General features: G+C 51.0%; 21 protein-coding genes. 4 read left to right on the top strand and 17 right to left on the bottom strand.

Annotated features, from left to right (window positions below; genetic code table 11):
* Nucleotides 1–9: 9 nt before the first annotated feature.
* The 7 genes from gatB to KO087_RS02310 all read right to left on the bottom strand — a co-directional run bounded on the left by gatB (nucleotide 10) and on the right by KO087_RS02310 (nucleotide 10053).
* Entirely contained in the window at nucleotides 10–1437 is a 1428-nt protein-coding gene (gene gatB, locus KO087_RS02340) for an Asp-tRNA(Asn)/Glu-tRNA(Gln) amidotransferase subunit GatB (RefSeq protein WP_215507329.1), read from the bottom strand.
* The gene (gene gatA, locus KO087_RS02335; protein ID WP_215507327.1) at nucleotides 1437–2867 is read right to left on the bottom strand and encodes an Asp-tRNA(Asn)/Glu-tRNA(Gln) amidotransferase subunit GatA; all 1431 of its coding nucleotides are present in this window, start codon (nucleotides 2865–2867) and stop codon (nucleotides 1437–1439) included. Before gatA ends, gatB begins: the two co-directional genes overlap by 1 nt.
* Before the next feature lie 9 nt (nucleotides 2868–2876).
* The gene (gene gatC, locus KO087_RS02330) at nucleotides 2877–3155 is read right to left on the bottom strand and encodes an Asp-tRNA(Asn)/Glu-tRNA(Gln) amidotransferase subunit GatC (RefSeq protein WP_215507325.1); all 279 of its coding nucleotides are present in this window, start codon (nucleotides 3153–3155) and stop codon (nucleotides 2877–2879) included.
* The gene (gene ligA / locus KO087_RS02325; protein WP_215507323.1) at nucleotides 3152–5095 is read right to left on the bottom strand and encodes an NAD-dependent DNA ligase LigA; all 1944 of its coding nucleotides are present in this window, start codon (nucleotides 5093–5095) and stop codon (nucleotides 3152–3154) included. The genes gatC and ligA overlap by 4 nt, the downstream gene beginning before the upstream one ends.
* A 1-nt stretch (nucleotide 5096) precedes the next feature.
* Nucleotides 5097–7256, bottom strand: coding sequence for an ATP-dependent helicase (locus KO087_RS02320; protein ID WP_251374898.1), 2160 nt, complete (start codon nucleotides 7254–7256; stop codon nucleotides 5097–5099).
* Nucleotides 7240–7959 (bottom strand): tRNA threonylcarbamoyladenosine dehydratase, encoded by a 720-nt coding sequence (locus KO087_RS02315; RefSeq protein WP_215507319.1) that lies wholly within the window; start codon nucleotides 7957–7959, stop codon nucleotides 7240–7242. The genes KO087_RS02320 and KO087_RS02315 overlap by 17 nt, the downstream gene beginning before the upstream one ends.
* A 105-nt stretch (nucleotides 7960–8064) precedes the next feature.
* Nucleotides 8065–10053, bottom strand: coding sequence for an S-layer homology domain-containing protein (locus KO087_RS02310; protein WP_215507317.1), 1989 nt, complete (start codon nucleotides 10051–10053; stop codon nucleotides 8065–8067).
* A 154-nt stretch (nucleotides 10054–10207) separates the two neighbouring features.
* On the opposite strand from KO087_RS02310, the gene KO087_RS02305 reads away from it, so the two are divergent.
* Genes KO087_RS02305 through KO087_RS02290 form a run of 4 tightly spaced genes read left to right on the top strand, consistent with a single transcriptional unit; the run spans nucleotide 10208 to nucleotide 13554 of the window.
* The gene (locus KO087_RS02305) at nucleotides 10208–10870 is read left to right on the top strand and encodes a precorrin-2 dehydrogenase/sirohydrochlorin ferrochelatase family protein (RefSeq protein WP_215507315.1); all 663 of its coding nucleotides are present in this window, start codon (nucleotides 10208–10210) and stop codon (nucleotides 10868–10870) included.
* Nucleotides 10794–11675, top strand: coding sequence for a hydroxymethylbilane synthase (gene hemC / locus KO087_RS02300; protein ID WP_215507313.1), 882 nt, complete (start codon nucleotides 10794–10796; stop codon nucleotides 11673–11675). Before KO087_RS02305 ends, hemC begins: the two co-directional genes overlap by 77 nt.
* A complete protein-coding gene (cobA, locus tag KO087_RS02295; RefSeq protein ID WP_215507311.1) occupies nucleotides 11668–13149 on the top strand; it encodes a uroporphyrinogen-III C-methyltransferase in 1482 nt (493 codons plus the stop codon). The genes hemC and cobA overlap by 8 nt, the downstream gene beginning before the upstream one ends.
* Before the next feature lie 60 nt (nucleotides 13150–13209).
* Complete coding sequence (locus tag KO087_RS02290; protein ID WP_215507309.1) at nucleotides 13210–13554, top strand: DUF6483 family protein; 345 nt, start codon at nucleotides 13210–13212, stop codon at nucleotides 13552–13554.
* A 143-nt stretch (nucleotides 13555–13697) separates the two neighbouring features.
* Here KO087_RS02290 and ppsA read toward each other — a convergent pair whose 3' ends face one another.
* From ppsA to tnpA, 10 genes are all read right to left on the bottom strand, one after another.
* Complete coding sequence (gene ppsA, locus KO087_RS02285) at nucleotides 13698–16091, bottom strand: phosphoenolpyruvate synthase (protein WP_215507307.1); 2394 nt, start codon at nucleotides 16089–16091, stop codon at nucleotides 13698–13700.
* A 49-nt stretch (nucleotides 16092–16140) separates the two neighbouring features.
* A complete protein-coding gene (locus KO087_RS02280; protein ID WP_215507305.1) occupies nucleotides 16141–16674 on the bottom strand; it encodes a class IV adenylate cyclase in 534 nt (177 codons plus the stop codon).
* Between the two features lies 1 nt (nucleotide 16675).
* A complete protein-coding gene (locus KO087_RS02275) occupies nucleotides 16676–17377 on the bottom strand; it encodes a metallophosphoesterase (RefSeq protein ID WP_215507303.1) in 702 nt (233 codons plus the stop codon).
* The gene (locus KO087_RS02270) at nucleotides 17374–19140 is read right to left on the bottom strand and encodes an ATP-binding protein (RefSeq protein ID WP_215507301.1); all 1767 of its coding nucleotides are present in this window, start codon (nucleotides 19138–19140) and stop codon (nucleotides 17374–17376) included. Before KO087_RS02270 ends, KO087_RS02275 begins: the two co-directional genes overlap by 4 nt.
* The gene (locus tag KO087_RS02265; RefSeq protein WP_215507299.1) at nucleotides 19130–20182 is read right to left on the bottom strand and encodes a metallophosphoesterase family protein; all 1053 of its coding nucleotides are present in this window, start codon (nucleotides 20180–20182) and stop codon (nucleotides 19130–19132) included. Before KO087_RS02265 ends, KO087_RS02270 begins: the two co-directional genes overlap by 11 nt.
* On the bottom strand, nucleotides 20182–20730 hold the full coding sequence (locus tag KO087_RS02260) for an isochorismatase family protein (protein WP_215507297.1): 549 nt from the start codon (nucleotides 20728–20730) through the stop codon (nucleotides 20182–20184). The genes KO087_RS02265 and KO087_RS02260 overlap by 1 nt, the downstream gene beginning before the upstream one ends.
* 2 nt (nucleotides 20731–20732) lie before the next feature.
* On the bottom strand, nucleotides 20733–21638 hold the full coding sequence (locus KO087_RS02255; RefSeq protein ID WP_215507295.1) for a PfkB family carbohydrate kinase: 906 nt from the start codon (nucleotides 21636–21638) through the stop codon (nucleotides 20733–20735).
* Complete coding sequence (locus KO087_RS02250; RefSeq protein WP_215507293.1) at nucleotides 21635–23314, bottom strand: phospho-sugar mutase; 1680 nt, start codon at nucleotides 23312–23314, stop codon at nucleotides 21635–21637. Before KO087_RS02250 ends, KO087_RS02255 begins: the two co-directional genes overlap by 4 nt.
* Before the next feature lies 1 nt (nucleotide 23315).
* Entirely contained in the window at nucleotides 23316–23789 is a 474-nt protein-coding gene (gene ybaK / locus KO087_RS02245; RefSeq protein ID WP_215507291.1) for a Cys-tRNA(Pro) deacylase, read from the bottom strand.
* A gap of 267 nt (nucleotides 23790–24056) precedes the next feature.
* The coding region (gene tnpA / locus KO087_RS02240) for an IS200/IS605 family transposase (RefSeq protein WP_215507289.1) at nucleotides 24057–24307 on the bottom strand (251 nt) is incomplete at its 5' end.

Here is a 24307-nt window from a genome sequence, read left to right as displayed (position 1 = left end):
TGCCCTCTCTTATTGATTAAGAAACTTCACGAGCATTTCGTTGGCCATTTGAGGATTGGCCTTGCCGCGACTTTTCTTCATGACTTGGCCTACGAGGAAGCCCACGACGCGGTCTTTGCCCGCCTTGTATTGTTCAACGGACTCGGGATTATCCGCCAAGACTTCCTTCACCATGGCTTCGATTTCGGAGGCGTCGCCGATTTGCACCAGGCCTTCTTCTTCGATAATGGCTTCAGGCTTTTTGCCTTCTTCGCACATTTTGCGGAAGACTTTCTTTCCGGCATTGTTGTTGATCTTTCCGGACTTGATTTGCTCCAGAAGGTAAGCGAAGTCTTTGCCTTCGAAGGGGACGTTCATTTCACCGTCGTCGGAGACTTCAATGCGGCGCAAAAATTCCGTCATAAACCAATTGGAAAGCATGTCGTAGTCCGTAAAGTGTTTGGCCACTTCTTCAAAATAGTTGGCCACTTTTTTCGAACCGCAGATAACTTTCGCATCGTATGCCTTCAGGCCGTAGGTGTCCATAAAGCGGGCGATCTTTACATCGGGAAGTTCCGCCATGCCCGCGCGCACTTTTTCGATCCATTCGTCGTCGATAAACAGCGGGCCCAAGTCGCCTTCCGGGGCGAAGCGATAGTCGCTTGCCGTGTATTTCACACGCATAATCACGGTTTTATTTTCCGCATCGTCCCAGCGGCGGGTAGCGCGAAGTTCCGTCTCGCCCTTTTCCATGAGCTCGATTTGGCGGGCCACTTCGTAGTCGATGGCCTTTTCCACGGCACGGAAGGAGTTCAGATTCTTCACTTCGGAAATGGCGCTTCGCTCTCCGGTTTCCGTGTTCTTAATATTGACATTGACGTCGCAGCGCAAGGAGCCTTCTTCCATCTTCACGTCGCTGACTTCCAAATAGCGCAGGGTGTTTCTCAGTTTTTCCAAAAAGAGCCGTGCTTCTAAACCCGATGCCATGTCCGGCTCGGAGACGATTTCCACCAAGGGCACGCCGCAGCGATTGTAGTCCATGAGGGTGGTGCCTTTTTCCGTGTGCAGGCTCTTGCCCGTGTCTTCTTCCAATTGAATTTGATGGATGCCGATTTTCTTCGGACCCTCTTCCGTTTCAATTTCAATATAACCGTCGTTGGCCACCGCTTCGTCTGTTTGCGTGATTTGATAGCCTTTGGTTAGGTCGGGATAGAAGTAATTTTTTCTGGAGAAAGTGGATTTATGATTGATGCGCATATGAAATGCCGTGGCGGTTTCAATGGCCCGCTCTACGGCACCTTTGTTTAACACGGGGGTGGCGCCGGGAAGACCCAAGCACACCGGGCAGGTGCAGGTGTTGGGCTCTCTGCCATAGGCATTTTCGCAACCGCAGAAGGCCTTGGTCTTCGTGGATAATTCGACGTGGATTTCCAATCCCACAATTGTCTTGTAACCCATTAGATATTTCCCTCCAATTCTTTCGCCGTGGCAATGGCTTGATTGTCGTGGCTCTTCTTCGGAATAATTTGAATCCCTACGGGAAGACCGTCTTTCGTCGATGCGGGCACGCTGATGCCGCCGGTACCGATAAGGTTGACGGGGACGGTAAACAAATCCAGCATGTAGATTTGTACCGGCGTCATGTTTTTGTCGATAGGCAATGCCACCGTCGGCGAGGTGGGACAGAAGATCACGTCGTGTGTTTCGAATACTTCGTTAAATTCGCTCATCATGGTATGACGCATTTCCAGAGAATGTTCGAAATATTCCTTGGAGTGATCCATGCTCATAATATAAGAGCCGATCATGATCCGCCGCTTCACTTCGTCGCCGAAGCCTTCGCTGCGTGTCCTGATGTAGAGCTCGTCGATGTTGTCGTAATCCTCGGCGATAAATCCGTATAAAATGCCGTCGAAGCGGCTCATATTCGGCGCGATTTCCCCGTTAACCAAAATATGGTACACGGCGATGGCCAAATCCAAGCTGGCGATGTGGACGTATTCAATTTGTGCCCCCGCATCCCGCATATAGTCTACGGTGCGTTGGAAGGCATCTCGCACGGAATCTTCCACTTCGAAAGACTTAAAGGTGTCGGGAATGGCGACCTTTAATTGGCTCAAAGGCTTCGCCGCTTTTATGGCTTCGGCCTTCAGCGAATCGTTGCCGATGCAGGTGGCATCTCGGAGATCGGATCCTTCCAGGATTTCCAAAACATAGGCCACATCGTCGACGGTGTGGGCCAAAACGCCCACTTGATCGAAGGTATTGGCCATGGAGGTCACGCCGTAGCGGGAAATGCTCCCGTGGGAAGGCTTCATGCCCACGACGCCGCAGAAGGAGGCCGGTTGACGCACGGAGCCGCCGGTGTCGGTGCCGAGACTGATGGAACAGTAATGGGCCGCTACAGCTGCCGCACTTCCGCCGGAAGAGCCGCCGGAGACGCGGGTCCTGTCCACGGGATTTTTCGTGGTGCCGAAATAGGATGTCTTCGTGGAGGAGCCCATGGCAAATTCATCTAAATTGACCTTGCCGATAATAATGGCATCTGCCGCCTTTAATTTCGTGGTAACCACGGCGTCGTAGGGGGAGATGAAATCGGCGAGCATTTTCGATGCACAGGTCATGCGCACGTCTTTCACGGCGATATTGTCTTTTATGGTGACGACCATGCCGGCCATTTTGCCGAGTTCTTCGCCTTTCGAACGCTTTTCGTCCAGCTCCTTGGCCTTTTCAAGGGCCATCTCGTCGGTGACGGTAATAAAGACGTTTAAATCCTCGTCATCCCGCTTAATGTTTTCTAAATAGGCTTCCACCAATTCCGTACAGGTGATTTTCCCGTCGAGGAAAAGTTGTCTGGTTTCTAAGCCGCTTAATTGGGTCAGATTCATGAGGCCTCCTTATTCCACAAATTTAATGATTTCGAAGTAGCCGTACTTCACGGCCACGGCATTGCCTGTGGCGTCTTCCCGATCCAGAGACGGGCGAATTTCGTCGTCCCGCAGGCGATTGGGCAACACATTCGTATGGAAGGTGGGCGAACAGTGCACATTGGCCTGCTTAATCGTATCCACCAAATCCATGGTGTCGGAAAATTCTTTTACCATGCCTTCCAATTCTTCATCGGTGAAATAAAGTTTGGAAATTTCCGCAATATGTCTGATTTCGTCTTTTTTCATAGGAGGTCTCCCCACTTTCTTATAAAGGCTTCTTCCGATAAGACGGCTACGCCTAATTCTTCCGCTTTTTCCGCTTTCGAGCCCGCCGCTTCTCCCGCGAGAACCAGATCGGTCTTTTTCGAGACGGAGCCCGTAACCTTCGCCCCTTCCGCTTCCAGGGCCGCTTTCACTTCGCTTCTCGGCTTCGACAACGTGCCCGTAAGCACCACGGTCATGCCGTCGAGGACGCCGGATTTCTTTTTTTCTTCGTAGATCAGTTTGATCCCCGCATCCATTAAATCGTGGACGTAGCCGCCGATGACGGGATCGGTAAAGAAGAGTTGAATCTCCTTCGCCGTCTCAGGGCCAATGTCTTCGATGGTCTCAAGCTCCGCCGCATCCGCCTTTGCAAGGGCGTCGAAATCGGCGAAGTGATCCGCCAAATCGCCGGCGGTTTTGATGCCCACCTGACCGATACCCAAGGCGTAGATAAAGCGCTTGAAGCTGACTTCTTTCGATTTCTCGATGGCGCTTAAAAGATTGTCCGCCTTCTTTTCGCCGAAGCCCTCGAGAACCATGAGGTCGTCACGCTTCAATGCGTACATATCCGGGATTTCGTGTAAAAGGCCGGCGGCGATTAATTTTTCCGCCGTCTTCTCGCTGAGCCCCGTAATGTCCATGGCATCCCGAGAGGCGAAGTGATCGATTCTTGCCACGAGCTGCGGTTCGCAGCCGATGGTATTGGGGCAGAAACTGTGTACGCCGTTTTGTACCAATTTCGTGGCGCAGGCGGGACATTTGGTGATCATCTCTATTCTATCACCTTCTTCGCCGATTCCCTCTAAAATTTCAGGAATCACGTCATTGCTTCGCCTTAAAAGTACCTCGCCGCCGATGCGCACGCCTTTTCGTAAAATGTCGTCGTAATTATTTAAAGTGGCCCGCTGAATAGTTACGCCATCGATGTCCACCGGCGCCAAGATGGCCGTCGGCGTCACTTTCCCCGTGCGGCCCACATTCCATTCCACATCGAGAAGTTTCGTGACCACTTCTTTCGCCTCGAATTTGTAGGCGATGGCCCAACGGGGAAATTTCACCGTGTAGCCCAATGCGTCGCGCTTGGCGACGTCGTTGATTTTAAGGACGATGCCGTCGATCATGACATCTAAATCACCGCGAATGCGTTCCACTTCTTTGATGTAGTCTAAAATTTCGTGGAAATCCTTGCAGCGACGGGTCATGGGATGCACGAGAAAGCCCTGTTCTCTTAAAAAGGCCTTTATTTCCTCGTCGGTCTCAAAAACCATGCCCTCGGCATCGGTGAGATTATATAAGTAGGCCGTGAGTCTGCGCCGCCTGGTTTCCTTGGGATCGAGATTTCTCAAGGCGCCGGCGGCACCGTTTCTCGGATTTTTCAAAGGCTCCGCCGCCGTCTCGTTGTATTTTTTAAGGCTCTTGTAGGGCATAAGCCCTTCGCCCTGCACCACCAAATGGTCCGTAAAGGGAATGCTTAAGGGCACGGTGGAAATGGTCACCGCCTGCGCCGTAATCACTTCGCCCACGGTGCCGTTGCCCCGGGTGACGGCGCGGGTGAGCTTGCCGTCGTCGTAGGTAAGGGAAATCGTGAGGCCGTCGAATTTCAGCTCCGCCATGTAGCCCTCATCGTCGGCACCGGCTGCGTGCATGCGATCGCACCATGCCTTGAGTTGCTCGTAACTCTGGACCTTGTCCAGGGAATAAAGTGGCTTTTCGTGGGTAAACTTTTCAAAGCCTTCCAAGAGATCGCCGCCGACGCGACGGGTAGGCGAATCCGCCGCCACTTCCCCCGTCTCCTTTTCCATGGCGACAAGTTTGTCGTAAAGGGCGTCGTAGGTCTTGTCGTCCACCAAAGGCGCATCCAAGGTGTAATAGGCATGGGCCCAGGTATTTAATTGATCGATGATCTCCCGCATCTTCTCCATATTATTCCTTCTTTCGAATGGGCGCCACCTTCAGGTTCAGGGTTTTCAGCCCCTTGCCTTCAAAAGAAATCACGCCTTCGTCTCCTTTTAACTGCACGAGCATCCCTTCGCCCCATTTCTTGTGAATAATCGTATCGCCTACCTTCAATTCAGGCAGGGACTCCGCTTTTTTCACGGGCTTTTGCTCTACCGCCGCGCCGGTGTAAATGTCGTGGCGGCTTTTTAAATCCTTCTTCCGCGGCGCTTCTTCGTGGACGGTGATTTTGTCTTGAATCTCTTCCACAAAGCGGCTCTTCATGGCGCTGTTGCGCTTGCCGTAAAGGGTGCGGGATTTGGCCGAGGAGAGAAAGAGCTTTTCTTCCGCCCGCGTCACCGCCACATACATGAGCCTGCGCTCCTCTTCCATGCTTTCCTCGTCGTCGTAGCTTCTCGAGGTTGGGAATAATCGCTCCTCAAGACCTACCACGAAGACCACGGGAAATTCAAGCCCCTTGGCGCCGTGAATGGTCATGAGTTTCACGGCATGAGATTCGTCGTCTAATTCATTTTTATCGGATATTAAACTGAGATTGCCCAGGTAATCGGTGAGGCTCATGTCCGGATTGGCCTCTTCAAATTCCGCCGCAGCGGAAATAAATTCCTCCACATTTTCCAGGCGTGTGCGGGATTCCACCGTGTCCTCCCGCTTCAGTTCGTCGGCGTAGCCGCTTTCGAAGAGAATCGCCTCCACCAGCTCTGCCAGGCTGAGCTCCGCCGCCTTGTTTTGCAGAAGATGAATCAAATTCACAAACTCGCGAATGTTTTTCTGTGCGCGGATTTTCAGCTCCGGATAGTTTTCCAACTCTTCCATCAGGGCGAAGAGGCTCATGCCACGCGCCCCTGCAAAACTGCCGAGCTTTTCTAAGGTCGTATCACCTATACCCCTTTTCGGCACATTCACAATGCGGCTGATGCTGATATCGTCTTTCGGATTGTTTATTGCCGACAAATAGGCGATGACATCCTTGATTTCCCTGCGGTCGTAAAAACGCAACCCGCCTACGACGCGGTAGGGAATCCCCTCCCGTATGAGGGCCTCTTCAAAGCCACGGGACTGGGCATTGGTGCGGTATAAAATCGCCATGTCACCAAAGGCCGTGCCCTTGTAGTTTAAATGCTGCATCTTTTGTACTACGGCCAATTCCTCTTCGGAACTGTGGTAAAACTCCCGATAGACCACGGGATCGCCGCCGCTTTTCGCCGTCCACAAATTCTTTTCCTTCAATTTGGGATTGTTGGCGATAAGGGCGTTGGCGCAGTCCAATATGGGCGTGGTGGAACGGTAATTTTGTTCCAGCAAAATGGTCTTCGCACCGGGAAAATCTTTCTCGAAGGAAAGGATGTTGCCGATATCCGCGCCCCGCCAGCGATAGATGGATTGATCGTTGTCGCCGACTACAGTAAGGTTTTTCGCCTTGGCCGAGAGCATTTTGACCAGTAAGTATTGAATGTGGTTCGTATCCTGATACTCGTCGACAAAAATATATTCGAATTTCTGTTGATAATAGGCGAGAACGTCACTTTTCTGTTGAAAAAGTTCCACGGTCTTTACCAAAAGATCGTCGAAATCCAGGGCGTTGTTCTCCCGCTTCTTCTTTTCGTAGAGGCGGTAGACCTCCGCCGTTTGCCGCCCGTAAAAATCGCCGAAATTTTCCTTCATGGCGGCATCCGCATCCGTGCCTTCGTTTTTCCATGTGGAAATTTGGCTCAAGAGACCGTAGGGCTTAAACATTTCCTTGCTGATGTTTAATTCCTTCATGCAGTCTTTTATTAGGGTCTTTTGATCACTGCTGTCGTAAATGGCGAAGTTTTTGTCGTAGCCCAAGTGATGGATGTCGCCCCGCAGGATGCGCACACACATGGCGTGGAAGGTGCTGATCCACATGCCTTCGATGGTACGGCCCAATTGCTTGGCCACCCGCTCCTTCATTTCCTTCGCCGCCTTGTTTGTAAAGGTAATGGCGAGGATGCGGTAGGGGGAGATGCCCATCTCTTCGATCAAATAGGCGATCTTTCCCGTTACCACGCGGGTCTTTCCGCTGCCTGCCCCGGCGAGTACCAAGAGCGGGCCCTCTGTGTGGCATATGGCTTCTTTCTGACGATTATTATAATTCTCTAACAAGACGCTCCTCTTTCTCACTTTGAACTAAATCTCGAATCACCTTCGATGCCGCAATCAGCCCCGCCGCAGATGGCACGAAGGAAATACTGGCCGGCGAACGGGCATCCATGCCCTCGACTTTTTTCGGCGCTTCTTTGGAATAGACCACGGGAAAATCGCCGAGGCCGCGCTTCTTCACTTCCCGCCGCATGACGCGAGCCAAGGGGCAAACTTGCGTTTCCGAAAGCATGGCCAGCTCCAATGCCTCGGGATGCAATTTATTTCCGGCGCCCATGGCCGATAAAACGGGCACCCCGGCGGCCTGTGCCTTTTCGATGATTAAAAGCTTCGCCGTCACCTGGTCTACGGCATCCACCACGTAATCGTAATCGCCGAAGTTTATTTCCCCTGCCGCCGATTCGTTAAACATCATGGGATAGGTGCGCACCTCTGCCTCGGGCACGATGGATGCGATGCGCGCTTTCATGACATCCACCTTCAGCGCGCCTACGGTTTCCGTGGTGGCGATAATTTGTCGATTGATGTTCGTAACATCCACTCGGTCGTAATCCACGATGTCCAATCGGCCGACGCCGGTGCGCGCCAAAGCCTCGATGCAATAGCCGCCGACGCCGCCGACGCCGAAGACAATCACCCGCGTGTTCTGCAGCCGATCCACGGCATCTGTGCCGATCAGCCACCGCGTTCGCAAAAATGGATCCATAACTACCTCCCGTCCCATACTAACGTCTCATTATATCAAAAAAGACCCTATGGGGACAAACCATAGGGTCTTTTGTATGAGTGGAAAGTTTACAATCTCGCCATTTTAGAGAGAACTCGCATCGAAAACAGAAATGGTATCGACGCCATCAGTGACTCGTATATCTGCTACAAAGCCGCCTTTGGTCTTGTCGTCGTAGATTTTGTATAAAAGCTTTAATCTTGATTTATCCATTCGATCAAAGATTGCATTTTCCACAGCGCCATCAAATTGACTGTATTTAAATCTGCGCTCCGAGTCTTCCAAGTAGAAAATGTAGTGGGTGTACTTATCTCTCGGATCGTTCACCGAGCGTTTAATGGGCCCGTTATTATTTGTGGCAGGTGCTTTTTCAACTCTTCTTACAGCTGTACTTTGGTCCTTACTTTCCTTCAAGACCGCTTTTACCGTAACAGATTTTATTTTACCGCCGATTAGGTCTAATTCGATAAGATCTTCTTTATTTTCTAACTCATTGGCAAGTTGAAGAGGCGTGACTTCCTTAGTTGATTCATTAAATCCTGTGAATTTCATCTTAGAATCCAAAAATACAGTTTGCGTTCCGCCACTTAAAAGATTAATTTTTAAGATACCTGCGCCCATTTTATCGAGAGAAATCTCTTGATAGAATCCGGACAATTTGCCTTCCGTCTCTTTGCCGCTGATTACTTCCGTGTATCTGGTGGTTAAGGTTAAGGGATAGCCCTTGCTCAGTTTGTTTGTGAGTTCAAACAGATCTTTCGCTGTTTTTTCTTCCTTGACGATAAATGCCTGTTCTTTTTTGTTATCCAATTTCAGGACAATACGAGAATTACCGAAGCGATTGTATTCGTAATTGACGAATTCGCCGCTGACAGTTCCCTTGTTCGGGAAGACTTCCAGTTCCTTCAACACGCCGTCTTGTGCCTTAAATACGACCATGTCTCTCGTGCTGAGGGATCGCAATTCGGCCTTTTTACCTAAGACAGTAATGGCGGTGTCCTTATTTAATTTAAAGACATCGGTCTTTTCCGCCTTAAAGTTTCCGTCCACGGTGGCATCTTTGTTCGTGGAATAGGCAATTTTCATTTCATCGTATTTTAATTCGTCGATCAGCCCGGCGCCGCTTAACTCGGTGCTAACTACGTCGACTGATACCGCTTGATAGGGTGCGTTGCCGCCGGTTTGGGGGAAGGCTTTTACTTTTACCTTGCTGCCTTCACTAATGTCTTCGATCTTGGCGCTCTTGCCGTTTACGGTGACGGCGGTATCCTTGGAAAGAACGAAGGATGTGCTCATGTCTTTGTTTTTGATGGATAAGACGGGTATGTCGTTGATCTTCACGATGGCATGTACTTCGCCTTCAAAGGATTTAACGGTTCTATAGTCGTAGCTTAAGTCCGTGATCTTCGCCATTTGTTCTCTTTTCAGCGGAGACAGGGGTTGGAATTGTCCGTCGGAGCCAAAGGCATGAAAAATGCCCACATCGATCATGGATGCCAAGAGGCCTTTGACGTCTACATCGCCGATAAGTTCTTTCGGCGTTTTTCCGATGGCAATGACGTCGGTGACTTTAATATTGGACGTGTCTTTTTTCGGTTGAACGCCCAGGGCTTTGGCATAATATACCATGGCCAGTTCCCGTCCGGGGAATTGATTGTCGTTCTTTAAGTTGTTAATGTAGTGCATATTGTACGCCGCTTTTAAATTACCTTCGGTGATGACCTTGTTTTGAAGGGCGATACACACGGCGGATTTTGCCCATGCCGGTACCTTGTAGGTATTGGCGATATAGCCGTACGTCGAAATGGCTTGCGTCATTTCAGTGCTCGATGGATTTTGTATGCCTTTAAGGAGCTCCAGAATTTCCAAATAACTGACGTAGCGAGCCGGCCGAAAAGTGCCGTCTTCGTAACCTTTAATGATTCTTAAATCGCTTAATTTAGAAATATGGCTATATGCCCAGTGATTAGCGCTGACATCTTTGTAGCTTGCAGCTTCGGCCGCAAAAGGTGCCGTCAATAATGCGCCGGCCAAGGCCAGTGTAGCCACTGTTTTTGCTCTGTTTTTTTTCATGATTTCCTCCTGGTATTCTTTGTAAAATCCTACCTATCCTTATTATAACACGACGAATGCCCTTCGCTGTTACGTTTTCGTTTCAAGTCTTGGGGGTTTTCTGCCGCGCCTTTGTTATAATAGAGAAAGTATGAATAAACAAAAAGGAGGGCCTATGCGATATTTTCCTCTCATGATGGACACAAAGGATAAAAAGGTGCTCGTCGTCGGCGGCGGAAAGGCGGCCACAACAAAGATCAAAGGGCTTTTTTCTGCGTCCTTTACCTTCTACTGCCTCTCTCCCAACTTCTCCGAAGCGCTCAGGGAGTTGGCAGCGGCACATCCCGATCGAATCTTCTTAAAGGAAAAGGCCGTCGATGATGATTTCCGCTTTTTCGCCTACGACTTTTTTATTGTCGCTACCGACGACGAGGCGCTAAACGCAGCCCTGACGCGGCGGGCAAAGCTTGCATCTGTGCCCGTGCTTTCGACGTCGGATCCCGAAGCGTCCGATTTCAACATGGCATCGGTGGTTTGCCGCGGCCCCCTTACTATAAGCATTTCCGCGGACAATCCCACGGTGAGCAAGTATGTGAAGGCGGATATGGAATGTTTTCTTGCGAGATACGACGAAGAGAAGCTTTATGAAATGAATCGCATACGAAAGCTCTTGGTTGAGCGAAAGAGCGATTATATTGGGCAAATTATGGAAGAATTATGGAATGATGAGAAAATCAGTAAAAATTACGGGGAGTCATTAGATGAAACTGAAAGTGGGAACGAGGGGCAGCCATCTGGCAAAGATTCAAGCGAAGCAGGTGGTGAAGATTCTGAATGAGGCGGGCCTCGATGCGGAGCTCGTCATTATTTCAACAAAAGGCGACCGCGTCCAACACCTGCCCATCCATAAGGTGGGAAAAAACGGGGTCTTTGTCGGCGAATTGGAAGGGGCCCTGGAAGAAGGGAGCGTGGATGTGGCTGTCCATTCCTTAAAGGACATGCCTTCGAAAATTGCCCCGGGCTTCACCTTGGCTCTGCCACCGGCGGCCCCCGATGACGTGGATGTATTCGTGGGAAAGAGCGATTCTTTCGAGGAGACGGATTTGGCCCACATGGTCATCGCGACGGGCAGCAATCGACGCATCGCCCAGCTAAAGCATTTCTATCCTGAGATTACCCTCGTGCCTATTCGCGGCAATGTGGAGACCCGCATCCAAAAAGTGGAAAGCGGCTTGGCCGACGGCACCCTTCTCGCCTACGCCGGTCTTTTTCGGGCGGGGCTTTCCCGAAAAGTGACCGCAGTTTTGGATCCTACGCGCTTTATCCCTTCGCCCTCTCAAGGTCTTTTAGGCATCGAGCTCGCCGAAGATCGACGGGATCTTTTGAAAATTTTCTCTGAAGCCTCCGATCCTTACGCCGCCTTTCGCATGAAGGTTGAGCGTGCTTTTCAACAGGCGTTAAATGCCTCCTGCGCCTCGCCTATTGGCATTCACATAGAGGCTAAAGGGAGTGAAATTATTCTCCACGGCTGCTTCGCAAAAACTGCGGATGAGTCTTTAAATTACGCCACGGTCACGACGAACAAAGAGAGGACCATGGAAGATGTCTATGAATTGGTGCGAAAGGTGAAGGGCGATGACTAATTATCCCGTGATTTTGGCCGGGGCGGGCATCGGCGGCGGCGACAACATCACCCTCGCCCTCTATAAGGCCCTCTCCCGCACAGACATTATCCTTTACGACCGCTTAATGGATCCGTCGATTTTAGATTTCGCCCGCGATGCGGAAAAAATCTACGTAGGAAAGGTGGCCGGCAAACACAGCATGAAGCAAAAGGCTATTCACGGCCTCTTGGAAAAATATTACCGCGCCGGCAAGCGCGTCCTTCGCTTAAAAGGCGGCGATCCCTTCGTCTTCGGTCGCGGCGGTGAAGAGGCCCTTTATCTTTCCGAGCGGGCCATTCCCTTTCAGGTGATTTCCGGCATCACCTCCGGCGTCGCCGTACCGGCCATGGCAGGCATTCCCGTGACGCAACGGGAGACGGCCACTTCCGTATCCTTTATTACCGGCCACCGGGCAGATGGCGACGAAGACTTTGCCGTCTACGGAAAAATACCGGGAACGCTGGTTTTCTATATGGGGTTGAAAAATGCGTCGTCCATCGCCAAGGATCTTCTGGCCGGGGGAAAGGATCCCGAAACGCCCCTCGCCGTACTCAAGGCCTCCGACGACGGCGACGTGGCCTCTTTTTACAGCAGCCTGAAAACTGTCGCCGATGCGGGCCTTCCCGAACACATCACTAGCCCCGGCCTTATCGTCGTAGGCGAGGTGGTGGCTCTTCATCAAATGTTGAAGCCGCTGAATCACCTGCCCCTGACCGGCCGAAAAATTATTTTGACCGGAACCAATCAGGAAGCCATGGCCGAATCCCTTCGCGCCCACGGCGCCGAGGTTTTTATGCGGCCCATGATCGAAATCGAAGCCGTGAATCATGTGCAGCTTGAAAAAGACCTGGCGGATTTTTCTTACGACACCTTAATTTTTACGTCGAAAAACGCCGTGGACCTCTTCTTCCGCGCTTATTTGAACGATCGCGACATTCGAAGTCTTACAGGTGTTTCCATCTACGTCGTCGGCGAAAAAACCGCCCACGCCTTGGCCCGCTACGGCCTTCGTGCCGACGGCCATCCGGCGATCTACGACGGCCGCCACTTGGCGGATTATTTGAAAGGCCTTGTTAATGCCTCCAATCGCATCTACTACCCCCATGGTGCGGGAAGCGATCCCTATTTAGGCGAGGCGCTTAAAAACATGGCAGCGACTACGGATCGAATCGTCTACCGCGCCGTTTTGCCGAAGCGATGCCTTCCCCTGCCCGCCCTTTTTGATGGGGCGATCTTCTTATCCCCTTCGGCGGTGAAAAATTTCATTGCCGCCTACGGTCTATCCTCTCTTCCTCCATGCTGCTTCGCCATCGGCGATACGACAAAACAATGCCTTGTCAAAATGGGCGTAAAAGAGGAAAATATAATTTCAGGAGAAAAGGCGACGCAAGAATCCCTCTGCGAGGCGGTAATCGATACGCTGTCTTCGCAAGACGGGTATTCGCAAAAATAACGATAATAACCGGTACCACCTTTTTAAATTTCAGAACCGGCAAAGATAAAGGGGCATTTTATGATTAAAAACGACTTTCTTATGCAGCAAATCAAAGAGCTGATTCAGTTTCTTTTAGGCCTGGCCTACCCCATGGGCTTCAGCGACGAGAAAAAAGCCGAGACAGCGTCTTCCGCGCTGTCGCAGAAACTTTATGCCCTCGCCGCCGAGGGCAAGTACGGCGAAGGGGAAGACGCCCTCTTCGATGCTTTCGACCAAGGCGAGGCGGATCTCGCCACGGGCATTCTCTTCTACGAATCCCTGCTCAGAATCGATGAAAAAGAATTGCGGCGGGGAAATTTTACACTAAAAGAAATCGAAACCGGCCTCAGGGACTACGCGAAGCTGTTTCACGTGGATCTTTGATTTCAAATTCCATCCCTAAATTTCATTACACCAAAAGAAGTTCGAGCCGCCACTCGAGCTTTTTTTATTTACCTTTTTCAGCCGTACCCTCTTTCATTGCACCAAAAAATCCGCCTGCAAGGGGCGGATTTTTCAGAATGTTGTTATTTTTGTTCTCTTAATTTACGCAGAATCATTTTTTGTTCTACGCCGGCGACTAAACGACGGGTGTAGTCGACGGTATCCGGGTTAACGGACATGGAGGTAATGCCGCATTCTACGAGGAATTCTGCAAATTCAGGGTATTGGCTCGGGCCTTGACCGCAGATGGAGCAGGTGATGCCTTCTTTATTGGCAGCGTCCACCAAGATCTTAATGGCACGCTTCACTGCATCGTTTCGTTCATCGAAGTAGCCCATGCGGTTTAAGATGCCGCTGTCGCGGTCGGCGCCCATGGTGAGTTGGGTCAAGTCGTTGGAACCGATGGAGAAGCCGTCGACCAACTTCGCAAATTCTTCCGCTTGGAAAACAACGGAGGGAACTTCCGCCATGATCCAAATCTTGAAGTTTTTCGATTGCTTCAGGCCTTCCGACGCCATGATTTCTTTGACGGTAATCAATTCTTCCGGCGTGCGGACGAAGGGCAACATGGCGACCACATTGGTCAGACCGAAGTCTTCCCGCACTTTGCGCATGGCCTTACATTCCAAACGGAAGCCCTTTTCGTATTCCGGCGAAATGTAGCGGCTGACGCCACGCCATCCGATCATGGGGTTTTCTTCGTGGGGTTCCACTTCGTCGCCGCCCTTGAGGCCGCGGAATTCGTTGGTACGGAAGTCGCTCATGCGAACGACGACTTGCTTCGGATAGATGGCCCCGGCGACTTCGGCAATGCCTTCGGCCAATTGGTCGATAAGGATGTCGCCTTGGTCGGTTTTTGCCAAGTACATGGGGTGCGCGCCGATTTTATTGGTGAAAATAAATTCCGTACGCATGAGGCCGATGCCGTCGAAGGGCAGGTTTTTGTATTTTTCGATGAGGGCCGGTTCGCCTAAGTTCATGTAGATCTTTGTCGCCGTGGTAGGTGCCACGATTTGGCGAAGTTCTTCGGCGGAAATGCCAAGGCCTGCGCCTGCACCGGCTGCGCTATCGTCTTTTTTCTTTTCCTTGTCTTTCAAGACATCGCCTTCGTAGACGACGCCGCGAGTGGCATCGACGGTGATGAATTGGCCTTCTTGAAGGACTTCGGTGGCGTCGTTACTGCCGACGACACAGGGAATACCCAATTCCCGGCTGACGATGGCGGCGTGACAGGTTCTACCCCCTTCGTCAGTGACGACGGCGGCGGCAGTACGCATGGCAGGTACCATGTCCGGATTGGTCATGGCCGTGACGAGGATATCCCCTTCTTTTACCAAGTTGATTTCGCTGACGTCTTTGATCTTTTTAACTTTGCCGCGTCCGATACCCGGCGATGCAGCCAAGCCGCGAACCAGGGGATTTAATTTTTCAGGTGCTTGATTCATGCCTTCCTCTTTCGAATTGTCCGATGCACTCGGTGCATCGCCCAGTGTGGTAATGGGTCTGGATTGCAAAATGTAGAGGCCCTTGGTATCTCTGTCCATGCCCCATTCGATGTCTTGTACGCTGCCGTAGAGGCTTTCGATCTTTAAGCCCGCGTCGATTAAGGTGTTCAGCTCTTCTTTCGTCAAGCATTCTTCCTTCACGGCGCCGGCGCCTAAAATGTCTTCCACATCGGCTTCGTGGGTACCGATGCCGGAATCATTTTGTACGACAATTTTCTTCTTATCGGCGATGACTTTTTCCAAAACCGATTTGTCGCTTTTCTTAATGACGTATTCGTCGGGGGTGACGGTACCGCTGACCACGGCTTCACCTAAACCGTAGCTGGCGTTAATCATCATTTCGTCACGGCTGTTGTTAATGGGGTTGGCCGTAAACATGACGCCGGATTTTTCCGAATTGACCATTTTTTGTACGACGACGGCCAAAGAAACGGCGAAGTGGTCGTATTTTTGTTTTTCTCTGTAATAAATGGCACGCGGGGTCCAAAGAGATGCCCAGCATTTGCGAACGTGTTGTACTAATTCTTCTTCCCCTGCGATGTGCAGATAGGTGTCTTGTTGACCGGCGAAGGATGCATCGGGCAAGTCTTCCGCCGTAGCCGAAGAACGTACGGCCACTTGGGGGTCTCTCAAATCGATGGAACGACTGAATTCTTTGTAAGCTAAAATAATTTCTTCTTCCAAAGCCGGGTCGATTTCGCCCTGTTCAATGTTTCTGCGAATGTCGTTGGATGCCGCTGTGAGCATATCCACGTCGTCCACGTCTAAATCTTGCATTAAAAAACGAACTTTTTCATCTAATCCGGCGTATTCGATAAAGGCGTCGTAGCCTTTCGATGTGACGCAAAATCCCGGGGGAACGTCTAAACCGAAATTGGTCATCTCACCGAGATTGGCGCCCTTGCCGCCGACGATGTCTACATCATCTTTGCGGATTTCATGAAAAAAACGAATGTACTTAAAACCTGTCATAGAATTCCTCCTCGGGATTTATTATAGCACAGTCGGCATATGTGTTGTACTATTTATTCCAAGATTTTTTTAACTCGGCAATGGATTTCGTGCTGACCTGCTCTCTGCTAATGTTCAGGTCTTCGATCACCGCTTCGATGGCCCCTCTCGTCGTCCCTTCGATTTCCATATAGGGCTCGGGAAAGCTCTCGGGGTCCCACCGGTCCAGGTCCAGGCGGCAGTTTTTATAGGCATAACTGATGCGATGCTTTTTCGCCACTTCCACCTTGTCGTAGCCTAAAAGGCCAAAGATGGCGATCATCTCTTCCGCACTGTCGACGATTGCCGTGTGCTCGTCATAGACACGAACGCCCTCTTGGCTCTTTTTTTCCTTAAAGGTGCACTGAATCTCCTCTTTGCCGCCTTGTTTGATGCGGCGAATGCGCAAGTAGCCCCGCTCGGCTGCAATGGGATGGGCCGCGGAATCGATGAGGTAATTTGCCTGTTGTTCCTCGCCGATTTTTTCGGCGCCCATGGAAATTAATTTTTCTTCCATGGCCTCTAAATCCACGTGAAGGATTTTAACTTCGATCTCTCGCTCCATCCTAGACCTCGATCTTTCTCGGTTCGAAATTAATATAATCCGACGAGACGCAGTAGTAGCGAACGCCGTTGATTTCTCCCTCCACGATAAATTTATGGCCGAAGCTGTGGAGATGGCCGTAGATGCAAATATCGATGCCTGCAGTGCTCAAGAGATCGGCGAAGTCGTTGGGTTCGCCCTTGGCGTTAAAGGGCGGGTAGTGCAAGAGGGCGATTTTGGTTTCGATGGCGTGCCCTTTCGCTTTTTTCTCCATATCGTCGATGCTCAGCTGCAAGCGATTTAATTCCCGTTTGTAGATTTTTTCGTCCTGCTCGTCGAATCCCGTGGCGTCGATATCGGTCCAACCGCGACTGCCGCAAAAGGCCACCGTATCATCTACGGCGCCGGTATTGTGTAGGAATTCCACGGTCTTTAAATCCAAGCTGTTTAATTTATTCATGGAGGACCACCAGTAATCGTGATTGCCCTTAATCAGGTATTTTTTCCCGGGCAACGCGTCGATTCGCCGAAGGTCCACCTCTCCTTCTTCCAATTTCAGGGCCCATGAAATGTCGCCGACAACCAAGACGCGGTCGCCCTCGGCGACGGTATTTTCCCACGAAGAGAAAATTTTCTCCTCGTGATTTTCCCATTTCTTTCCGAATACATCCATGGGCTTTTCTTTTTTATGATCTAAATGTAAATCGCCAATCGCCCAAATCAATCGGCACTCCTTTCTCTTTTCGGCGTGGTAAATTCGATTACCTGCCGGTTCAATTTCTTCAATACGTCTTTCAATCGCCCTCGTCTCCCTTCATCTAAATAGACGAATCCGTCGTCGAAGATCATGGGAATCGAGGGATCCATTTTTTCTACGGCGGCCAGGCGCAGAGAAAGAACCAATAGATCCGCCGTGGATCTGCTCAGCTGGGTTTCCTTCAGCCAATGGCCGTCATCTTTTTGAAGGACGAAGGCGTCTTCCGAAAGGGCGATAGTTTTGTAGCGCCCCCGGGAAAGATCGCGCAGATAGCGGGCGCCGTCTTCTAACATGGCCCGATTAAAATCCTCTCTTCCCCCTTCGTCCAATGCTCTGAGTATGCTTTCGCAAGCCTCCACCAGGGCCAGCTTTTTGCTCAGCTGCGCCCCGCGGGCCTGCTCGTCTTTATAGGCTTTCGTCGCCTTTTCCATTTTTTTCTCAATGGCATCTTTTTCTTCACGCCGAGCATCGACCTGGCCCACTTGCCGTTGCAAGGCTTCAATTTTATCGTCCAAGCCTGTTTCAAGGGGCCCATGCTCCAGCGCCTTCATGCGCCGTTTCATGGCGTCCAGCAGCTCTTCCATGGTAATGTCTTCTTCCACCAAGTTGTCAAACCAATGAAAGCGGGCGTTCTTTTTTTCCAGCAATTGATCCCGTTCGTAAAATGCCCGATGGTAGCGCTGAATGTTACGAAGGGTGAGCCGCCGCAAAACAAACAGAATCAGGGCGACGACAAATAAGCCCCCTGCCGCAAGGGCTGAAAGGGAGGCGAAATCTGCCCGATCTCTCGTCATGAAAACCACGGCAATTGCCGCTGCGACACAACCGAAGAGCAAAGCGAGTTTGTAATAGATGCCTCTAAAGAGGCCTTTGCCCCGCTTTCTTTCGTAGTGCTCGATCTTCGCTTCGTTTTCATCCAAAGCCCGATCCCATTGTGCCACTTCTTCCGCGGCCACGGCCAGTTGCGGCAGAAGCAGTTCTTTGTCTCTCGCCTGTTTTTGACGGAGTTTCAATGCGCGAAGTTCTCTGAGTAACGCCTCACGCTTTTCTTCCTCATCTTTCAAATGCCGGGACCGGGCGCGAAAATCCGCTAAATTCGCTTCCATTCCTTTGAGCTTTTCCCGATTGTCGCCGATGGGCGATTTCTTCGCCCTCTCCGTGCCCAAGGCCTTTTTCTCCTTGGCCAGATAGTCCAGGGCTCCTTCCACATTCAGGGCGGTGCTGTTGGTGCGCAGAAAATTTTTCATCTCCTGAACGCGCTTAAAAATCGCCTCCGCTCCCGTAGATTGCAAATCGTCCATGGCGAAGAAGCGTAGAAAATCCCCTTGGGACAGCTGCCAAAACAGTGCCCCGGGCTGTGGAATGCCGGAAAAGGTGTAGAGGGCGTCTTCATCGGACAGAAAGCGATTAGCCTCCACATCGTAAATTTTAAGCGTTTCTTTTTCTTTTATAAAATTTCGCTCGATGACGTAGGGCTTGCCTCCTACCTCCAATTCCATGGCGGCAGAAAAGTCCCGCCCCTCCAAGGGAAAGTAATCGTCGTAGGCCGAGGAATAAAGCTTGCGCGCTGGGCTGTCTTTGGAAAAGCCGTATAAAATCGCCTGAATACAGGCCGCCGTCGTGGTTTTTCCCGATTCATTAGGCCCCGGAAGGCATTGATAGCCTTCTTGAAAGGCAACCGTCGTGTCGTGGAAGCAGCCGAAATCCCGCATATAGAGTTTATGAATCATAGTCTTCCCCCAAAAGGGCACGCAAACCTAAATCACAGAGGGCGAGGCGCGTCTCTTCATCGCCGTCGTAGGCCTTCGCCCGCGCCAGAAAGGCGCCGAGAAGATCGCCTTGGTGTTCTCTTTCCATGCGCTCGATGATCTTTGGCAGATCCTTTTCCCAATTAAGCTCATACAAAAGGCCCTTTTCGTCGAAAATCCCTCGGAGCTCCCGGTCCAAGATGCCGCTGTAGGCGCCGGACAGGTGAAAGCTGTAGATAAAGTCTTTCGAATGGCCCAAGGCCTTGGCATCAGCCACAATGGCCTCGTCGTCGGCCCCGTCTCTTCGCAGGTAATTTTTCTGTTTCAGCATACGGGCCGCTACAGGAACGTAGCGGGTGGTGAGCACCTCGTCCAGCTCCCCTAATACCACGCCGAGTTTTCCGCGATCCGTTCGATCCAAAGGCTCCGGCGTGCCGCACATCTGCAGCTTGTTTTCGTACATAATGGGCTTGTGCACATGGCCCAAAGCCACATAGTCGAAGGCATGAAGCAGATTGGCATCCACCGGGAAATACCCGTCGCCGCCGCTCCAATTGCCGTGATGCAGGAGCACGCGGTGAAGGCCCTCGTCGCCAATTGTGCCTTCAAATTGTAGGATTTTATTGTAACTTGCCCGCGTCCAGCTGGTGCCGTAAAAGACCACGCCACGATCCCTGTCTTCGTAGCGATCCATGATTTCGTTGGAAAATAAAAACACGTTCTCCGGCAAACGAGCCGCCACGTCGTCGTAGAGCTTGTAGTCGTGATTGCCTAAGAGAAGCAAGGTGGTAAAAGGAGCGTGGGCCAAACAGTTCAAGACGTAGTCCACCTCGGCAGAGCTCACCTTCTCCTGCTCAAAAATGTCGCCGACGAGAAAAAGGTAGTCTACCTGCTCCTGAATCCCCAGTTTTAACACGCGCTCAAAGGTGCGAAAGCGATCCTTTCGGCCGATGATGCGGTCGTCTTCTCTTTCGTAAGGAAAACTTCGTCCTAAATGCAGATCCGCTGTGTGCAGAAAACGCATTATTTGATTAATTTCTGTACCGCTTTAAATTCATCGGTACCGGAGACGCTGTTTAAATCAAACAGAATGGTTTCCGTGGCGCGAACGGTTGCGCCCATTTGACGCATTTCGTCGAGGGCGAAGCGGACGTTTTCTTTTTCTCTGGAGCTGACGGCGTCGTGGGCGACGTAGACGTCGATGCCCTTGGCGATTAAATCGCGCACGGTCATGAGCACGCAAATATGAGCTTCAATGCCGCATACCACCACTTGCTCCGGTTTCTTTTCGTCGATGTAGGCGGCTATGTCTTCATCCAGCATACAGGAGAAGGCTTTTTTGTCGAAATCCGCGCCGCCGGAGACTTTGCTTCGAATGGCTTCGTTGAATTCTCCGAGGCCCCGTTTGTATTGTGTGGTAAACACGGTGGGAATGTTCATGATTTCAGCGGTTTCAGCCAAAATGCCGGCATATTTCTTCACGCCGTCGATATTGAAAATGGCCGATGCCAGGGAATCCTGAAAATCTACAAATAAAAACAGTACCTTCTCCCTATCTAAGCAAAAATTCATGTTTATACCTCCATTCGTTGTACATCGATTTGATTCATGCGTCCTTTTAAATCAGCGAAGTCCGCTTCGCCTTCGGTGGTTGCCGCCCCGTGAGCCAGCTTCAACACCGTGGGGGCGTCGTATTTTCTGACGATGCCCGCGGCCAGTGCCAATGCGGCATAATGGGCATCGAAGCTTCCTTTTTTGTCTTCATTTTTCGCAAAGTAATAGCTTCCGCGAGCTCGGAGAATGGATCCCCGCTCGCTTCCCGTGACCAGTATCAGGGGAATCTCGCCGCCATAAAGCGTATCTAAGGCCGAGACAATCTCCCCTAAAAAGTGAATGGGCTTGTTTATTTTTGCCGCCAACACATGGCGGTTCACGACGAGGCCGAAGGGCTTCGCTTCTTTCACAGCTTCCTCATCATCCGCTTCAGAAGCAAGGATAATCACCGGCTTCGACAGTTTCCGCGCGTAGCGTACCAAGGGAAGTTTCATCCCGTCGGCTTCTCCCGTTCCCGTGGATTCGCAGAGGACCACGGCATCCGATTTTTCCGCTTCCCTTAAAAAAAGATCGTAGAAATCCACCATATCTTCCCGCGTGCGCCGAGGCTCAGCGGTTTCGAGCGTGGTCTTTTTATTCTTTTCCTCCAGAATAAAGTGCTCCCGGGTTTCGTCGCGAAGATTTTTCGCCACCACCTGGGTGCCTTCTGCTTCCATCAGCTTTTTATAGCGCTCCCCGGCGTCGCCGCCGAGAAAGGTCATGAGCCGCACCGATTCATTGATGCTTCTTGCAAACCGCGCCATATGGGTGCCGTATCCCGCCGGTGTGGTCTGCTTTTCACTTGCGCGGGATAGGGCGCCTTTCGGGAAGCTTTCGCCTTTCAGGCGCTCTTCCAAGATGGGATTGGTATCGACGAGAAGAATCATGCTTGATTAAATCGACGGATAACGGCAGACTCGATCCATTCGATTTTCTCCTTCGCTTTTTCTTCGTCTTTGTCCTTGGTGTAAATATACAGCTTGATCTTCGGCTCCGTACCGGAAGGACGCACATAGAAGCGACTGCCGTCGTCCATGTGGTATTCCAATACATTGCTGGTGCCGATGCCCTCGACGCCCTCGGCGTAGTCCACGATTTTTTCCACTTTCAGACTTTCGATGGAATCCATGGGATTTGCCCGCAGATCCTTCATAATGTCTTGAATCAAAGCCTGACCTTCTCTGCCTTCTTTCACCACGGAAAGGAGCCTTTCTCCTTGATAGCCGTAGGTCTTAAAGATTTCGTCCAGCACTTCCGGAAGGCGCTTATCGAAGCTCAGGTAGTAAGCCGCCATTTCAGCCACCATCATGGACGTGACGACACCATCTTTGTCTCGTACGTGGTCGCCGTAAACATAGCCGATGCTTTCTTCAAATCCGAATAAAAATTCATACTCGCGGGTATCGTCCCATTCGTTGGCCAGGGCACAAATGTTTTTAAATCCGGTCAAGGCGTCGAACATGGTCACGCCGTAATGGGTGCAAATTCTGCGGCCAATGTCGCCGGTGACGATGCTCTTCACCACGGCGCCGTTTGTCGGCAGATCGCCTTTCGCTGCGCGGCGGGACAGAATGTATTCGAGAAGAAGGGCCCCCGTTTGATTGCCCGTAAAGGGAATAAACTCCCCGGAGGCATCTTTTGCCACCATGGCGACGCGGTCGCAATCCGGGTCGGTGGCGATGAGGATGTCCGCATCCACTTCTTTTCCCAGGGCCAACGCCTTTTCAAACGCCTTGATATCCTCGGGATTGGGATAGCCTACAGACTTAAAGGTGCTGTCCGGCGCAATTTGTTCTTCAACCAAATGAATGTTCTCAAATCCACGCGCATTCAACACCCGGCGAACGGGCAAATTCCCCGTGCCGTTTAATGGCGTGTAGACGATGGAAATATCTTTTTTTATATCCTCTTCCACGGCCTTGGCCAAGGTGAGGGCGTAATATTTTTCTTCCAATGCTTCATCGATCACGTGGATGAAGCCTTCCTCTTTGTATTCGTCGAAGGTTTTTTTCGGCCACACGGTGTAGTCGAATTTGGCGATTTCCCGGGAGATTTCATCGGCGATGTCGTCGCGAATTTGGGAGCCTTCCTTCCAATACACTTTATAGCCATTGTATTCCTTCGGATTGTGGCTCGCCGTCACCACGATGCCCGCTTGTGTCCCCAATTCCCTTACGGCAAAGGACAACATGGGCGTGGGACGAATATCCGGGAAAATGTGCACCTGAATGCCGCAGGAAGCCAGCACCGAAGCGGCGACTTTCATGAATCGCTCACTTCTTTCACGCACATCCCAGGCAATGGCGACGCCGCGGTTCATGGCTTTTTGCCCCCGCTTCTCGATGACGCCGGCCAGCCCCCGCGTGGCGCGGGCGATGACCTGTTCGTTCATGCGGTTCATGCCCGGACCGATTTTTCCTCGAAGGCCTGCCGTTCCGAAGGCCAGCTCTTGGTAAAAACTGTCCGCTATTTCATCGTCGGTCATCGCCGAAAGCGCACGGCGGTCTTCGTCGCAGAGGGTGGTCAGTTTTCCCCACTGAATAAATTCATCGTGAATCGTCATTTCAACCTTCTTTCGTGATATCTTCAAAAGTCGCATCAATTAATCTGCCCAATTCTTCGGGGTTGACGCGCATTTGCATTCCCTTCTTCCCGGCGCTGACATAAATCGCATCGTATAGAATGGCGGTCTCGTGGATGTAGGTAGGAAATAATTTTTTCATCCCTACAGGTGAGCAGCCGCCTCGTACATAGCCGGTAAGAGGCAAGAGATCTTTTACGTGAAGCATCTCAATTTTTTTCTCACCACAAACTTTGGCTGCCTTTTTTAAATCCAATTCTTCGGCTACGGGAATAACGAAGACGAAATGTTCCTTGTCTTTTCCCTCAGTAATCAATGTCTTAAATACGGCTTCCACGGGCAAATGGTTTAGCTCGGCAATTTTTACGCCGTCCACCTCCGCGTCTTGATCGTATTCGAAGGTTTCATAAGGGATACCTTCAGCATCTAAATGCCTGAGTGCATTCGTCTTTTTCATAAAAACACCTCGTTTAATCTATACCCGTTTTCAAAAATCTAGCGACAAGAGCTTGAAATCGATTCTCCCTATTTCCGAAGATTATTATAACATGGATAAATCAGGGGACACAGCGGATTCTCCCGCTCAGGTACAGGCAATAAGAAAAATAAACACAATAAACATCCCCCGGCGTAGCCGGGGGTTTTCCTTTTTCGGCCCAAAGGGCCTGTATTACTAGCTGCGCCTGAAGGGCGTCGGCGGTCTGCCCGTGCTATCGTTACTTGGCTACCCCTTAAAGGGGTTCGTCGTGTCAAAGGTTAGTTGCTCACTTATTTGATCCTCTTTCAACTGGTTTTGTATATACTCTTGAATCTTTTTAGCGTTTTTTCCCGTTGTATCGACGTAATAGCCTCGGCACCAAAACTGCCTTCCCCTATATTTAAATTTCATGTCTCCCCATCGTTCATAGATCATGATACTGCTCTTACCTTTTAGAAAGCCCATGAATGAAGATACAGATAGTTTGGGTGGGATCT

Source organism: Peptoniphilus rachelemmaiella (genome assembly GCF_943169845.1).
GTDB lineage: Bacteria > Bacillota > Clostridia > Tissierellales > Peptoniphilaceae > Aedoeadaptatus > Aedoeadaptatus rachelemmaiella.
Note: the sequence above shows the minus strand (reverse complement) of the source record. Positions and strands in the feature narration are given on the sequence as shown.

Excerpts from the sequence above, each read along its gene's own strand:
- gatB (WP_215507329.1), bottom strand. The coding sequence starts at position 1,437 with ATGGGTTACAAGACAATTGTGGGATTGGAAATCCACGTCGAATTATCC.
- gatA (WP_215507327.1), bottom strand. The coding sequence starts at position 2,867 with ATGAATCTGACCCAATTAAGCGGCTTAGAAACCAGACAACTTTTCCTC.
- gatC (WP_215507325.1), bottom strand. The coding sequence starts at position 3,155 with ATGAAAAAAGACGAAATCAGACATATTGCGGAAATTTCCAAACTTTAT.
- ligA (WP_215507323.1), bottom strand. The coding sequence starts at position 5,095 with ATGGAGAAGATGCGGGAGATCATCGATCAATTAAATACCTGGGCCCAT.
- KO087_RS02315 (WP_215507319.1), bottom strand. The coding sequence starts at position 7,959 with ATGGATCCATTTTTGCGAACGCGGTGGCTGATCGGCACAGATGCCGTG.
- KO087_RS02310 (WP_215507317.1), bottom strand. The coding sequence starts at position 10,053 with ATGAAAAAAAACAGAGCAAAAACAGTGGCTACACTGGCCTTGGCCGGC.
- KO087_RS02305 (WP_215507315.1), top strand. The coding sequence starts at position 10,208 with ATGCGATATTTTCCTCTCATGATGGACACAAAGGATAAAAAGGTGCTC.
- hemC (WP_215507313.1), top strand. The coding sequence starts at position 10,794 with ATGAAACTGAAAGTGGGAACGAGGGGCAGCCATCTGGCAAAGATTCAA.
- cobA (WP_215507311.1), top strand. The coding sequence starts at position 11,668 with ATGACTAATTATCCCGTGATTTTGGCCGGGGCGGGCATCGGCGGCGGC.
- KO087_RS02290 (WP_215507309.1), top strand. The coding sequence starts at position 13,210 with ATGATTAAAAACGACTTTCTTATGCAGCAAATCAAAGAGCTGATTCAG.
- ppsA (WP_215507307.1), bottom strand. The coding sequence starts at position 16,091 with ATGACAGGTTTTAAGTACATTCGTTTTTTTCATGAAATCCGCAAAGAT.
- KO087_RS02280 (WP_215507305.1), bottom strand. The coding sequence starts at position 16,674 with ATGGAGCGAGAGATCGAAGTTAAAATCCTTCACGTGGATTTAGAGGCC.
- KO087_RS02270 (WP_215507301.1), bottom strand. The coding sequence starts at position 19,140 with ATGATTCATAAACTCTATATGCGGGATTTCGGCTGCTTCCACGACACG.
- KO087_RS02265 (WP_215507299.1), bottom strand. The coding sequence starts at position 20,182 with ATGCGTTTTCTGCACACAGCGGATCTGCATTTAGGACGAAGTTTTCCT.
- KO087_RS02260 (WP_215507297.1), bottom strand. The coding sequence starts at position 20,730 with ATGAATTTTTGCTTAGATAGGGAGAAGGTACTGTTTTTATTTGTAGAT.
- KO087_RS02255 (WP_215507295.1), bottom strand. The coding sequence starts at position 21,638 with ATGATTCTTCTCGTCGATACCAATCCCATCTTGGAAGAGCGCCTGAAA.
- KO087_RS02250 (WP_215507293.1), bottom strand. The coding sequence starts at position 23,314 with ATGACGATTCACGATGAATTTATTCAGTGGGGAAAACTGACCACCCTC.
- ybaK (WP_215507291.1), bottom strand. The coding sequence starts at position 23,789 with ATGAAAAAGACGAATGCACTCAGGCATTTAGATGCTGAAGGTATCCCT.